This is a genomic window from Fructilactobacillus sp. X7R9C1 (genome assembly GCF_059901005.1).
Map to the genome: position 1 here is coordinate 17874 of NZ_JBWXVG010000011.1, position 14037 is coordinate 31910.

At 37.6% G+C, this 14037-nt stretch carries 15 protein-coding genes; all 15 read left to right on the forward strand.

Annotated elements, in window-relative coordinates; translation table 11 throughout:
• Nucleotides 1-38: 38 nt before the first annotated feature.
• The gene (locus AC6UD0_RS06385) at nucleotides 39-428 is read left to right on the forward strand and encodes a DUF3397 family protein (protein WP_500693938.1); all 390 of its coding nucleotides are present in this window, start codon (nucleotides 39-41) and stop codon (nucleotides 426-428) included.
• Between the two features lie 133 nt (nucleotides 429-561).
• A complete protein-coding gene (gene mraZ / locus AC6UD0_RS06390) occupies nucleotides 562-987 on the forward strand; it encodes a division/cell wall cluster transcriptional repressor MraZ (protein WP_500696584.1) in 426 nt (141 codons plus the stop codon).
• 16 nt (nucleotides 988-1003) lie between these two features.
• The gene (gene rsmH / locus AC6UD0_RS06395; protein WP_500707038.1) at nucleotides 1004-1948 is read left to right on the forward strand and encodes a 16S rRNA (cytosine(1402)-N(4))-methyltransferase RsmH; all 945 of its coding nucleotides are present in this window, start codon (nucleotides 1004-1006) and stop codon (nucleotides 1946-1948) included.
• 12 nt (nucleotides 1949-1960) lie between these two features.
• A complete protein-coding gene (locus AC6UD0_RS06400) occupies nucleotides 1961-2347 on the forward strand; it encodes a cell division protein FtsL (RefSeq protein WP_500707039.1) in 387 nt (128 codons plus the stop codon).
• A complete protein-coding gene (locus tag AC6UD0_RS06405; RefSeq protein ID WP_500708509.1) occupies nucleotides 2344-4485 on the forward strand; it encodes a penicillin-binding transpeptidase domain-containing protein in 2142 nt (713 codons plus the stop codon). The genes AC6UD0_RS06400 and AC6UD0_RS06405 overlap by 4 nt, the downstream gene beginning before the upstream one ends.
• Before the next feature lie 21 nt (nucleotides 4486-4506).
• Nucleotides 4507-5463 (forward strand): phospho-N-acetylmuramoyl-pentapeptide-transferase, encoded by a 957-nt coding sequence (gene mraY, locus AC6UD0_RS06410; RefSeq protein ID WP_500708510.1) that lies wholly within the window; start codon nucleotides 4507-4509, stop codon nucleotides 5461-5463.
• Between the two features lie 24 nt (nucleotides 5464-5487).
• Nucleotides 5488-6864, forward strand: a complete 1377-nt coding sequence (murD, locus tag AC6UD0_RS06415; protein WP_500708511.1) for a UDP-N-acetylmuramoyl-L-alanine--D-glutamate ligase — start codon at nucleotides 5488-5490, stop codon at nucleotides 6862-6864.
• A complete protein-coding gene (murG, locus tag AC6UD0_RS06420; RefSeq protein ID WP_500693931.1) occupies nucleotides 6864-7976 on the forward strand; it encodes an undecaprenyldiphospho-muramoylpentapeptide beta-N-acetylglucosaminyltransferase in 1113 nt (370 codons plus the stop codon). The genes murD and murG overlap by 1 nt, the downstream gene beginning before the upstream one ends.
• Nucleotides 7977-7988: 12 nt before the next feature.
• Nucleotides 7989-8804 carry a cell division protein FtsQ/DivIB gene (locus AC6UD0_RS06425; RefSeq protein WP_500708512.1) on the forward strand — a complete coding sequence of 272 codons (816 nt, stop codon included), beginning with the start codon at nucleotides 7989-7991 and terminating at the stop codon, nucleotides 8802-8804.
• Nucleotides 8805-8903: 99 nt separating this feature from the next.
• Nucleotides 8904-10259 carry a cell division protein FtsA gene (ftsA, locus tag AC6UD0_RS06430; protein WP_500695536.1) on the forward strand — a complete coding sequence of 452 codons (1356 nt, stop codon included), beginning with the start codon at nucleotides 8904-8906 and terminating at the stop codon, nucleotides 10257-10259.
• A gap of 20 nt (nucleotides 10260-10279) precedes the next feature.
• The gene (gene ftsZ, locus AC6UD0_RS06435; protein ID WP_500693928.1) at nucleotides 10280-11563 is read left to right on the forward strand and encodes a cell division protein FtsZ; all 1284 of its coding nucleotides are present in this window, start codon (nucleotides 10280-10282) and stop codon (nucleotides 11561-11563) included.
• Nucleotides 11564-11583: 20 nt separating this feature from the next.
• Nucleotides 11584-12000 (forward strand): cell division protein SepF, encoded by a 417-nt coding sequence (locus AC6UD0_RS06440; protein WP_500693927.1) that lies wholly within the window; start codon nucleotides 11584-11586, stop codon nucleotides 11998-12000.
• Nucleotides 12001-12005: 5 nt separating this feature from the next.
• Nucleotides 12006-12287, forward strand: coding sequence for a YggT family protein (locus tag AC6UD0_RS06445; protein WP_500708513.1), 282 nt, complete (start codon nucleotides 12006-12008; stop codon nucleotides 12285-12287).
• 1 nt (nucleotide 12288) lies between these two features.
• Entirely contained in the window at nucleotides 12289-13080 is a 792-nt protein-coding gene (locus tag AC6UD0_RS06450) for a YlmH family RNA-binding protein (protein WP_500708514.1), read from the forward strand.
• A gap of 11 nt (nucleotides 13081-13091) precedes the next feature.
• Nucleotides 13092-13772, forward strand: a complete 681-nt coding sequence (locus tag AC6UD0_RS06455) for a DivIVA domain-containing protein (protein WP_500708515.1) — start codon at nucleotides 13092-13094, stop codon at nucleotides 13770-13772.
• Nucleotides 13773-14037 lie beyond the last annotated feature (265 nt).

Here is a 14037-nt window from a genome sequence, read left to right on the forward strand (position 1 = left end):
TGCAAATCACTTATTATACCTAATTTACGAGGTTAAAAATGGTCAATTATATATCTAATCTACATTTATTAGTGGAGTCATTAATTAAGCCTTTATTACTTTTCATTATTATTGGTTTTATTATTATTTTTTTTAAGCGCATTACTAAAAATCGGATGTTTCAACGGCTGAGTGTTCTTGATTCATTTCCAATCATTGGAATTTGGTTAGTTCATGTCATTACTATGACGAGTCATGGATTTTCGTTTTTGCCATTATTCATTTTGGCTTGGATGATAATTGGGATTATCTTTTTGTTTTACCGAGTGATCGATGAAGGACAGTTGTTGCCAAAACAATTTTTAGTTAATTTTTGGCGAATAAGTGACATTTATTGGATAATTATTTTTATATTTTCTTTGATTGTAAAAATTATTATAATACACTGATATAAAAGCATTCCTGGGATTTGTTTTCCGGAGTGCTTTTATTTTTTGTGGATTTTTATGGAGGCAAAGTGGTAGGAAGTGGTTTATTGTGGTAAACTAAATTTATATTTAGGGGAGAAGGGAATGATGAATTATGTTCATGGGCGAATATCGACATAACATCGATGCCAAGGGACGTCTCATCATTCCCGCTAAATTTAGAGATTTATTAGGAGATAAATTTGTCATTACTCGTGGTTTAGATGGCTGTCTTTTTGGGTATACCGAGAATGAATGGCAAAAAGTTCAGGATAAGATTAATGAACTGCCCTTTAACAAAAAAGATGCGCGAATGTTTGCACGTTTTTTCTTTTCTGCGGCCACTGAATGTGATATTGATAAACAAGGCCGAGTCAATATCCCGACCGCTCTTTGTAAGTATGCCGACCTGACCAAAAGCTGTGTTTTGGCTGGAGTATCGACTAGATTTGAAATTTGGGATGCTTCTAAGTGGGATAGTTATACGGATGAGGCTGCGAGTGAGTTCAGCGATATTGCTGAAAATTTACTTGATGTCTAACTTGAGGTGAATTTTAATGTCTACGTTTAAACATCAAACGGTTTTATTAAATGAGGCTATTCGTGGTCTGAATGTTAAGCCCAATGGAATCTATGTTGATTGTACTCTTGGAGGCGGAGGCCATAGTTCTAAGATCTTGTCGGAACTAAAAAATGGCCATTTATACGCTTTTGATCAAGATCAAGTTGCCATCGATTATAATCAAACCAATTTAGAAAAGTTCTTAAAAGATAATGGAATTACTTTTATTCATGATAATTTTAGAAATTTTAAACGTGACTTGAAACGTTATGATGTCGTTGGAATTGATGGGGTTGTCTATGATTTAGGAGTTTCTTCACCACAATTGGATGATGCCAAGCGGGGCTTTAGTTATCAAAAGGATGCTCGTCTTGATATGCGGATGGATCAAAGAAATGATCTAGATGCTTGGGAAGTTATTAATCACTGGTCGTATGAAAAGTTAGTGAAAATTTTTTATCGTTATGGTGAGGAAAAATTTTCTAAGCAAATTGCTCGTAGTATTGAAAAAAATAGAGCTGATCATCCAATTGATACTACAAGTCAATTAGCTGAAATCATTAAGGATGCCATTCCAGCTCCAGCACGAAGACATGGTGGTAACCCAGCTAAGCGCGTTTTTCAAGCCGTACGAATTGCCGTTAATGATGAGTTAGGCGCTTTAGAAGATTCACTTGAGCAGGCGTTAGACATGTTAAATGTTCATGGTCGGATTAGTGTAATCACGTTTCAATCGCTTGAAGATCGTTTGGTAAAGGGGATTTTTAAAGAAAAAACCACCATTCAAGATTTACCCCATGATTTACCGGTCATACCTGATTCAATGCAACCAAAGTTTAAAATGGTCCAAAGAAAACCAATTTTACCCAGTGCTGATGAACTTAGTCAAAATCATCGATCGCACAGTGCCAAACTCAGAATCATTGAGAAAATTAAATAGGAGGTGGGAACTTTGGCACAAAATGGTCTAGCAAAAAAAGAATATTCAAATGGAAACGCGTATGAAACATATCGAAGAAATCAGATCAATTCAAAGCGAGTTACTACTACTCCCCAAAGAGAACATAAGTTCAGTCCTAAGCTGGAAATTACAATTTTAGTAGTTGGATGTGCGATGATATTCTTAATGTCGGTCGCATTGGTTTGGACAAGAATTTCACTTTCAGGGGCCGAGCAAACGTTGCAAGATACTGAGAGTCGATCAACAAGAATACATAATACCAATACCGGACTTAAGCAACAGATTGATGAACTTCAAAGTAGTTCACGTTTAGATAAGGTTGCTAAAGGATCGGGATTAAAACTTTCAAATGATCAAATAAGGAACGTCACAAAATGAATAAAAAACAAGAGCAGATAAAAAATCGGAAAAATGCGATTGCTAATCAAAAAAAATTTGGGATGTATTTTCGGATTTTAGTAATTGTAGTTTTCCTGTTGATTTTCGGCTTTTTTTTTAAAAAAGCAATTTTCAAAAGTGCGAATCACGTTAATTTGGCACAGCAAACAAAGAGTTTGTATGCCCAAACTAACGTGATTAAGTCTAAACGTGGAACCATCTATGATAACAATAACCAAGCGTTGGCTGAGGATACCAGTACTTACTCGATTTATGCTATTTTAAACAAGTCGCAAAAGACTAAAGATGATAAACCAGATTACGTGACTAATCCTGAAAAAACCGCTCGGATCCTTTCTGAAAACTTGCCGATTAGTTACAAAGAGGCCCTTAAGACCCTTAAACCAAAGAAACAAGCCTTTCAGGTTGAATTTGGAAATCCGGGAAAAAACATTTCTTTAGTTGATAAACAAAAAATTGTTTCTCATCATTTGCCCGGCATCAAATTTGTTCAACAACAGAGTCGATTATATCCAAATGGGGTCTTTGCATCTCACATTGTTGGGTTGGCTTCTCCAGTTACCAATAACAAGACTAAGGAAACAAACTTAGTGGGACAAATGGGCCTTGAAAAGTCATTTAATAAAGTTCTGAGTGGGAAAAATGGGTATGAAGAAGTAAGACATGATAATTATGGTTACGAAGTACCTGATGATAATAAAAAAGAACGACCAGTGGTTAACGGGAATAGTGTTCATACCACAATTGATTCTCGATTAGAATTTCTACTTGAAAACCAGATGAGTGAGGTACAATCACAGGTTCATCCAAAGAGTATGAATGCCATGCTGATTGATGCTAAGACTGGGAAAGTTTTAGCCGCTGCTCAACGACCAACTTTCAATGCTACAACTGGCAAGGGATTAGGTGGAATTTGGCGGAATACATTAACCCAAGATGCTTTTGAGCCAGGTTCAACCATGAAGATTTTTACGCTAGCCGCTTCAATTGATAGTGGTAATTTCCATGGAAATGAGCGCTATCTATCAGGTAAATATGATATTGATGGTAAGATTGTGCCAGATTGGCTACCAACAGGATGGGGAATGATCACTTATAATAAGGGATTTGCCTTGTCTAGTAACGTTGCCATGGCACATTTGGAACAACAGATGGGGCCAAATACTTGGAAAGATTACATTAATCGATTCCAGTTTCTGAAGAATACTAATTCAGTTTTTGGTGATGATGATTCGGGGAATATGCAATTTAAGTTACCAATTGAACAGGCTAATACTGCCTTTGGTCAAGGTATTCAAGTAACTGCCTTGCAGATGGTGCAAGCTATGACTTCAGTTGCTAATAACGGCAAAATGATCAAGCCAAGGTTTGTTGATGATATAACCAATGATCACAATAAGGTGGTTAAGAATTATAAGGAAGAAACGTTGGGACATCCCATTAAACCCTCAACTGCTAAAGCCGTTCGAAAGCATATGGAAGATGTTGTTTATAAGCCATATGGGATCGGTCAAGATTACAAGATTCCTGGATATCGAGTAGCTGCAAAGACTGGTACTGCTCAGGTAAGTAATGGATCTGGCGGTTATGAGAATGGTGACGATAGTTACTTGTATTCGGTTGCTGGAATGGTACCTTCTTCAAACCCAAGATACATTATGTACGTAAGTATGAAACAACCCACTTTAAATGGTGGAAAGACCGCTACCCAATTGATGGCGCAAATCTTCAATCCAGTTATGCAGCGGGCATTAACCCAAAATACAGCTGATGATGCGCAAGTTCCAGATGTCGTTAGTCAAAAGACTGATGTGGCTAAAGAGCAACTTAGTAAAGGTCATCTGGAGCCAATTGTGATTGGTGATGGTGACACGGTTACTAAGCAAAGTCCAACAGCGATCGGTGCTGGTTCAGGAGATAATCACGTTATTTTGATCACTAGTGGAGTATTAAAGATGCCTAGTCTTAAAGGTTGGAGCGAAAAAGACGTTCAAACGCTTAGTGATCAATTGGGTATCAAATTAAATACCAGCGGTAAAGGAAAAGTAGAAAGTCAGAGTATCAATGTAGGTCAAAGAATTACCCCCAAAACTACGTTGACAGTTAAATTAAAATAAATTTTGAGAGGATGAAAAGTGATGGATTGGTTAATTCCACTAATTGGAGGATTTATTATTACACTGGGACTAACGCCAGTATTAATAAGTTATTTTAGATCAAAGCATGAAGGTCAGATGATCAGGGAGGAAGGTCCCAGCTGGCATGAAAGTAAGAGTGGAACGCCCACAATGGGAGGATTAGGTTTCATAATTGCAATCGTTATTACGTGCTTGATCTATGGATTAGTAGTTAGCCAATTGAAGTCAACGCTGCTCATTTTAATCTTTGTTCTTGTGTTTTATGGACTAATTGGGATGTGGGATGACTCAATTAAACTGTTTAAGCGTCAAAATGAAGGATTTAAAGCTTGGCAAAAGTTCTTGCTTCAAGTCATTGGAGCGTTGGTGTTTGCTTGGGTTTACTATGCTGATGGATTTCCAATGTCAATTCGCTTTTTTAACCTCGGCGAGATTCCATTGGGGTATTTCTATGTTTTGTTTATCATTTTTTGGCTAGCAGGCTTTTCTAACGCCGTTAACCTCACGGATGGGTTGGATGGATTGGTAAGTGGACTATCAATTATAGCCTTTGTAGCGTATGCCGTTGTCGCTCATTTTCAACACCAGTTTGAAGTTGAAATGTTTTGCATGGCAGTTGCGGGTGCGCTTATCGCGTTTCTGCTTTTTAATCACAAGCCTGCTAAAATCTTTATGGGTGACATGGGTTCTCTAGCACTAGGTGGCGCTTTAGCTGCCGTTTCAATTTTGCTTCATCATGAACTTTCGTTATTATGGGTTGGATTGGTATTCGTTGTTGAAACTGCCAGTGTCATCTTACAAGTTACATCATTTAAACTAACTGGAAAAAGAATCTTTAAGATGACCCCCATTCACCATACTTTTGAGATGATGGGATGGAGTGAATGGAAGATTGATATTGTCTTTTGGCTAGTAGGTTTGTTTACTGCAATCACTGGCGTTATTACAATGATTTAATTTTTAGGGAGCTTAATTTTAATTATGAAAAACGTGGACAATTATAAAGATAAAAATATTTTAGTTTTTGGGGCTGGAATGAGTGGAACCAATGCTGCTAAACTATTGGTTAAGTTGGGAGCAAATGTCACTTTAACCGATGCAAAGCCAGCTGATCAAATTAAAGAATACGATGAATTAAAAGCGGATGGTGTAAGAGTAGTAGCAGGTGAATCACCTCTTTCCCTATTAGATGGAATTGATCTGATGGTCAAGAATCCTGGCATTCCATACGATAATGATTTGGTTAAAGCTGCTCAAGATAAAAACATTCCGATCATTGTGGAATTGGAACTTGCAGCAGAAATCTCAGATGCTCCAATTGTGGGGGTCACAGGTAGTAATGGGAAAACTACCACTACCACTATGATCACTAAAATGTTACAAGCGGGTAAAAAAGACGGAACGGCCCTAGATGGAGGAAATATTGGAATTCCCGCCACTAAAGTGGCTCAAGAAGTTAATAAGAACGATGTCTTAGTATTAGAGATTTCGAGTTTTATGTTACTGGGGACTCCAAAAATTCACCCGCATATTGCTGTCATCACTAATATTTTTTCCAACCATTTGGATTACCACAAAACACGTGAAAATTACGTAAATGCTAAGATGCAGATTACTAAAAACCAAACCAAAGATGATTTTCTTATCATGAATTTTGATAGTGCTGAATGGCGAGAATTAAGCAAGCGTAGTCAAGCTCAAATCGTTCCGTTTTCACTCACTGATAAGTACAAAAATGGAGCCTATGTTTCTGAAGGCAATATTTACTTTAAAGATGAATTTATCATGCATGAAAAGGACATTCGGGTTCCGGGTGAACAAAACGTTCAAAATGCCTTAGCCGCAATTGCGGTAGCTAAACTGTATAAGATCTCTACTGAAGCGATTGTTTCAGTATTAAAGAATTTTGGTGGAGTTAGACATCGTGTTCAATATGTTTTAACTGCTGACGATCGCGAGTTTTATAACGATTCTAAGGCAACCGACATTGAGGCCACCCAAATGGCTTTAAGAGGATTTGATGAACCGATCGTTTTGTTAGCAGGTGGATTAGATCGTGGCTATACCTTTGATAAACTGGTTCCTGATTTTAAATCTAATTTAGCTGGAATTGTTTTGTTTGGTGAGACCGCCGACTTGTTAGAAGATGCTGCCAAAAAAGCTGGTGTTCCACAAATTAAAAAAGTTAAAGACCTTGATGAAGCCGTACCGGAAGCGATTAAAATGAGTAAACCAGGAGATATCATATTGTTGTCACCGGCTAATGCAAGTTGGGACCAATTTGCCACTTATCGTGATCGTGGGGATGAATTCATCAAAGATGTAGAGAAGCTAACTGGGAAAAAGGAGACTAAATAATGAGAATGATTGTATCTGGGGGAGGAACTGGTGGACATATCTATCCGGCGCTTGCCCTAATTGACGCGTTAAAAGCTCAAAAGCCTCATTCAGAGGTTTTGTACGTTGGGTCCGATCGCGGATTGGAAGGTAAAATTGTTCCAGAAAAGGGAATTAAATTTGATGCCTTAAAAATTCAAGGATTCAAACGGAAGTTGTTTAGTCTGTATAACTTTAAAACGATCTGGTTGTTTTTAAAAAGTGTCCAAGAATCAAAAAAAATCATTAAAAAGTTTAAACCAGATGTTGTGGTCGGAACCGGCGGGTATGTTTGTGGAGCCGTGGTATATGCTGCAGCTAAGTTAGGAATTCCTACCGTTATTCATGAGCAAAATAGTGTTGTTGGTCTCACTAATCGTTTTTTGAGTCGTTATGTAGATGAAATTGCCATTGCTTTTGACGATGCCCGAAAACAGTTTCCCGAAAATAAAGTTGTTTTCACTGGCAATCCACGGGCACAGCAGGTTGCTAATATGAAAAGCGACTTTAAGTGGAGTGAGTTTGGTTTAAAAGATGATGTTCCGACGGTTTTGATATTTGGTGGAAGTCAGGGTGCACTAAAGATTAATTCATCAGCGGTAGAAGCGATCCCTGAATTTGACCGACGAAAATACCAAGTTGTTTTTGTTACCGGCCAGAAGCGATATCAAGGGGTTAAAAATGATTTAAAAAACGTTAAAATTAACGATAATATTGCCGTTTTACCTTATATTTCAAATATGCCAGCGGTTCTGCCTAAAGTTGATTTAATTGTTGGACGTGCTGGTGCCACTAGTATTGCAGAAATAACTGCCATTGGAATTCCGGCCATTTTAATTCCAAGTCCCTATGTTACGGCGGATCATCAAACTAAGAACGCAATGAGTCTCGTAAAAAATAATGCCGCTATGATTTTGACTGAAAAAGATTTGAATGGGCAATCTTTAGTGACAAAAGTCGATTCTTTAATGCATAACACCGAATTAAGAAAGCAAATGGCTACTAACTCATATGACATGGGAGTTCGTGATGCTGCTGATAAACTTTTAGGCGTTTGTGATCAGGCAATTGAGAAGCATCATAAAAAAGCTTAACGGGTGATCTTAATGAAAACTAGCGATAATGATTCCAATTCATCAGGTCGGTTGGAAAGGTACCAGGAGAGAAAACAAAGGAAGAATAGTCGATATCGAGTCGGACACAAAATTCCTGGGATTAGAAAGCAACAGCGCAAGCAATTAATTAGAGGTTTTTTGCCGATCCTATTATTGTTTATAGTAGTAGCTTTAGTTTCGCTCTATTTGGTACTGCCATACAGTCGGGTTTCATCGATTAACATTCAAACTAATCATCAACTCAAGGGCGAAAACATTAAAGATCAGATTCCATTTCAAGTCGGGGATTCGCTGATAATGGTAAAGAGAAACAAAGCTAAAGCCCAAAGTTATGTGTTAGCTCATAATGCGCAGGTTAAACACGTTGATTTTTCTTTTAAAAAGCATAATCAATTAATGGTGAAGGTAGATGGATATTCGAATCCGGAGTACATTTTTAAAGCCGGAAAGTATTATCCCGTCTACCCATCAGGTCATATCTCCGATGAAGCAGTGAAAATTAATGATCCTAGCGATGTCTGCATTGTTTCTGGATTTAAACAGGGCAATGAAATTAGGAATGTGTTAAGACAATATAAAAAAATTAGTCCATCAATTAGGAATCAGATTAAAGAGTTAAAAAATGCTAATACTAAAAGTAATCCGGAGCGAGTTCAGATTTTGATGAAAGATGGAAATGAGATTTACGTAAAAATCAGTACCATGGCAGATAAAATGGCTTACTATCCTGCAATTGCTAAGGACCTAAAACAAAAGAGCGTGATTAACATGGAGGTGGGGGCATACTCCTATCCTTTGGGGAAATGAGAGCTCTTTATTAACGTTCATCATGTGTGTTAAAATTAAGTGAGATTATGGTATATTGGATCATCTTTTTCAATAGACCCTATATGGAGGTTCCAGATAATGAACGATTCAAATATGTACATTGGTTTAGATATTGGAACTACTTCGATTAAAGTGATTGTAGCTGAGAAGGCTAACGGTCAAATGAATGTAATCGGAGTTGGTAATGAAAAATCAACTGGTGTTAGTCGTGGAGTTATTGTTGATATTGATAAGGCGTCAAATGCTATTGAACGAGCTGTTAGTCAGGCTGAGGAAAAGGCAAGTGTCAAAATTAGCAATGTAATTGTGGGCATCCCGGCTGATCAGATTAAAATTGATAAATGTTCTGGGATGATTGAGCTCCCCGACCAGTCTGAGGAAATCACAAACGATGATGTTGTGGATGTGTCTGAGTCTGCTATTGATACTAACCTTCCACCCGAACGTGAAGTGATCGATTTAACTCCAGATGAATTCATGGTAGACGGTTTTGACGGTATTCAAGATCCAAGAGGGATGGTTGGAAATCGTTTGAAAATGAATGGTCGAATGATTAGTGGGCCTAAGACTATTATTCATAATATTAAAAAGGCCGTTACTAATGCTGGTTTGAATATTGAAGCATTGGTTGTCGATCCCCAGGCTGAAGGAAAATATATTTTAAGTGAATCAGAGCAAGAGTTTGGAACAATATTGATTGACCTAGGTGGAGGACAATCAACGGTTGCGGTTATTCATGACTTTGAACTCAAATACGCCAATGTTGATCTTGAGGGTGGACAATACATAACTAAAGATATTTCTTCAGTATTAAACACTTCTGCCGCTAACGCTGAAAAGTTGAAACGTGGATATGGATATGCTGATGTTGATCAAGCTAGTGAAGATAATGAGTTTCCAGTCGAAGTTGTTGGCCAAGGACAACCAGTTAATGTAAGTGAAAAATTATTAGCTGAAATTATCGAAGCACGAATTGATCAAATCTTTGGCAGACTCAAAGATGATCTTGATGGAATTGATGCATTAAGTCTCCCTGGTGGGATTGTACTAACTGGCGGGGTATCCTCTATGCCAGGAATTGCTGAATTAGCCGCTAATACCTTTGGCGTTAATGTCAGAGTTTATATTCCTGATCAAATTGGTTTAAGACACCCCTCACTATCGTTAGCATTATCATTAGTTAATTATGGTGGTAATTTAAGTCAAATTGAGCGTTTAGTACGTTCGGCATTTGACCATGGTGAGTTCGCCTATGATGACAACGGAAATGCCAGAGAAATTGAACCTCGATCTGAACCAAGCGTATCTGGATCCATTCCCTTTAAGCAAAAACGTCAGAATAAAACGGCAAAAAAGAAACGTGAAAAGAAACCAAAGAGTGATAAGAATTTAGGCGAAAAATTAAGTGGCATTGTACACCACTTTTTCGAGTAACGCGGGGGTATTTATAAAATATGGACTATTCAATGGATGCAAATAAAAATAATGGTGCAACAATTAAGGTTATTGGAGTTGGTGGCGGTGGTGGAAATGCCGTTAATCGAATGATCGAAGAAGGCGTTAAAGGGGTCGAATTTATTGCCGCTAACACCGACCTACAAGCTTTAGGGAGTTCTAAAGCAGAAACTAAGATTAATCTTGGACCCAAGCTCACCAAGGGACTAGGAGCCGGTTCAAATCCAGAAGTTGGATCAAAAGCAGCTGAAGAAAGTGAAGAAGCCATTACTGATGCCTTACACGATGCTGACATGGTGTTTGTTACATCAGGAATGGGTGGTGGAACTGGAACTGGGGCAGCTCCGATTGTTGCCAAGATCGCTAAAGATGCTGGTGCATTGACAGTTGGGGTTGTTACTCGTCCCTTCGTTTTTGAGGGACCAAAACGTGATCATAACGCTACCGAAGGAATTGAAGCCCTTAAGCAAAACGTTGATACTTTAGTGGTGGTTTCAAATAACCGCTTGTTAGATATGGTTGATAAAAAAACTCCAATGATGGAAGCCTTTAAGGATGCTGATGACGTTTTACGTCAGGGCGTTCAGGGAATCACTGATTTGATTACTAGTCCTGGGGTTGTTAATTTGGATTTTGCCGATGTAACAAGTGTAATGCAGAATCAAGGATCCGCTCTTATGGGAGTGGGTGCAGCAACCGGCGAAAACCGAACTGAAGAAGCAACTAAGAAAGCCATTAATTCGCCATTATTGGAAGTTTCAATCGACGGAGCCCAACAAGTCTTGCTGAATGTAACTGCCGGACCAGAGTTATCACTTGCTGAGGCACAAGATGCCGCCAATATCGTATCTGATGCAACGTCAAATGATGTTAATATCTTCTTTGGAACCTCAATTGATGAAAATATGGGTGATGAAGTTAAAGTTTCGGTAGTTGCAACTGGGATTCAGACTGGGGATCCAGACCGTTCTGCTAGCCCAGCACTAACTAGGAAGAATCGTTCGAGTACCTTTGCTAGTCCTAAGACTGATAATGCTACTAAAGATAATTCAGCTGATTCTAGTAATGATGATCCGCTTCACAACTGGGACATTAGTGATAACCAAAACGAAGTTAGAAATGCTGATTCATCAGATAATGACAAGTTTTCGAACGTGGAAAAGCAAGACTTTGAACCATTTGAAGCTGGAAATAATTCTGATTCAAATAATAATGATAGTGGAAACGACAATGATGATGTCCCTCCATTCTTCAGATATCGGAACCGAAATAATAAGCAATAGTATTCGGAGAGGAGCTAGTAATGTCATATAATTTTAAGCGTTTTTTTGGTCTCGATGATAATAACGAGACTTATGAAGACGACGACTCAAACCAAAATAATGTTGATAGCGTTCGATCTGTAAAAAATAATCCGCGTAAGGTCGTATCAATGAGTAAAAGTGATATTTCTAATAGTAAAATTGCTGTTATGGAACCCCGAATTTATGCTGACGCAAAAAGTATTGCCAGTAAATTAATTGGTGGGAATGCTGTAATTGTTAAAATGGACGGGGTTAGTAATGAGTCCGTCAAAAGAATCGTTGATTTTTTAAATGGGACTATTTATGCTATTGATGGAAAAATAAGACGAATTGATGAGAAAATTTTTCTCTGTGCTCCTAATAATTTTGATATTGATGGCGCAATGGACGAAAAGTTCAATAGTCGGTTAGGATGATTTAGTTGATTACAGTAATTAATTGGATTGCACAGATTATTAATTATGCAATTCAGATCTATATGTTGGCAATCGTAATCGATGCTTTACTGACATGGTTTCCAGGTGCCTCACAGTCTCGATTTGGTCAGTTTTTGGGTCGGATTGTGAATCCTTTTTTAGAGTACTTTAATTTTGCTCACATTGGGATGTTAGGATTTGGGCCAATATTGGCCTTAGTTGTACTTCAACTTTTACAGTTTGGGGTAACCTACATTGGAAATATCTTGATAAGTTTGGTCGGATAAAATGAGGGTTGAAAAAAATATTGAACAACATTTTAGAAAATCCGAATTACCGTTCCTTCAAACTGCAAGTGATTGGATTGATAGTGCGAATTCTGAGTATCGTCCAGTTCTTACTAGTTTTCTCAACTCAAGGGAGTGCTATTTACTTCAGACTTTGGTAAATCGTTATCCTAGTTTGAAGCTGTCGACGTTTGGTGGATATCAAAATGCTGAGATGAAACGAGGTCTGATTTATCCAGACTATTTTGTGCCGAAGTTTGATGATTATGAATTATCACTAATTGAGATTCAATATCCAGAAAAGTTTGCGTCTATCCACCACAATCAAGTTCTTGGAAGTTTGATGGGAAGTGGAATTGAACGTAAGGTTCTCGGCGATATTTTGACCGACGGAGAACGTTGGCAATTTATTTGTGAGAATGAAATGGCTAAGTATTTGATAAGATCAGTTGATCGTATTGGTAAAGTAAAGGTTGATTTAAGCCAAATTAATTTTAGTCAAATTGTTCAGCAAAAAGATGACTGGATAGTAGATTTTGTTACTTTACCATCATTTCGTTTAGACGTTGTTATTTCGATTGGTTTTCATATCTCTAGAAGTATGGCTAAGAGTCTGATCGAGCATGAAAGAGTTCGCTTAAATTGGTTTGAGTTTACTAAATCAAATTATGAAATTAAAGTTTCTGATATGATTTCTGTCAGAGGATACGGTAGAATAAAGGTAGTGGGATACAATGGCCACTCGAAAAAGGGAAAATTAAAAGCTGAATTAAACGTAATAAAAAATAAATGAGGAGGGATATTATGACGCTAACGGCTCAAGATATTCATGATAAAAAGTTTTCACTAAAAATGAGGGGATACAGCATTGATGAAGTCAATGACTTTTTAGATCAACTCACTAAAGATTACCAAATTCTGCAAGATGAGAATGAGGAGCTTAAAAGATCATTAAAGAAAACCAAAAAAGACCTCACTTACTATGATGATTTAAAAAATTCTTTGAACCAATCGATTTTAGTTGCTCAAGAAGCGGCTGACAAGGTTAAAAAGGATGCTGAGAGTGATGCAAATGAAATTAAACAAAAAGCTCAAGAACAAGCCAACTCTATCTTAACTGAAGCTACCGATCAATCGAATGAAATCATGGGTAATACCTCAAAGCAGGCTCAGAGCCTTTCAATTGCAACTGATGATTTTAGAAATAGTGTGAAGGATTTCCGTCAAAAGATGATTGGAATGCTTAAAAGTCAGTTAGACTTTGCCCAGAGTGAAGATTGGAATAAATTACTCGATTCAAGTAATTTTAGCAATTATGATGAGATTCAAGATGCTGTGAAGAATCTTGACAAGCAGGCTATTGGGAGTGTAAACTCGTCTAGTAATGATTCGTCAAAGGGTGATCAATTTGTTGTGGAGTCGGTTTCAGGACCATACACGGATCCGACGGTTGAAATTTATCCCAATGATAAGCTACATAAATAATGATAGATTGAAGATAGAAAGTTGCTAATGGTCTTTTCAGCGAATTAGGGTTGGTGTGAGCCTAAAAAAGTAATTATTAGCAAAAGATCACTTCGTTAATAGTCTATGATGCAATGAGAAAATTAACGGTTGTTAATTTTGAATTTGGGTGGTACCACGAAGACTTCGTCCCTATTAGGGCGAGGTCTTTTTATTTTGAGGAGGAAACTATGAGAATTAAGGATACGCTAAACTTGGGTAAAACTAAGTTTAAAATGAGAGGAAA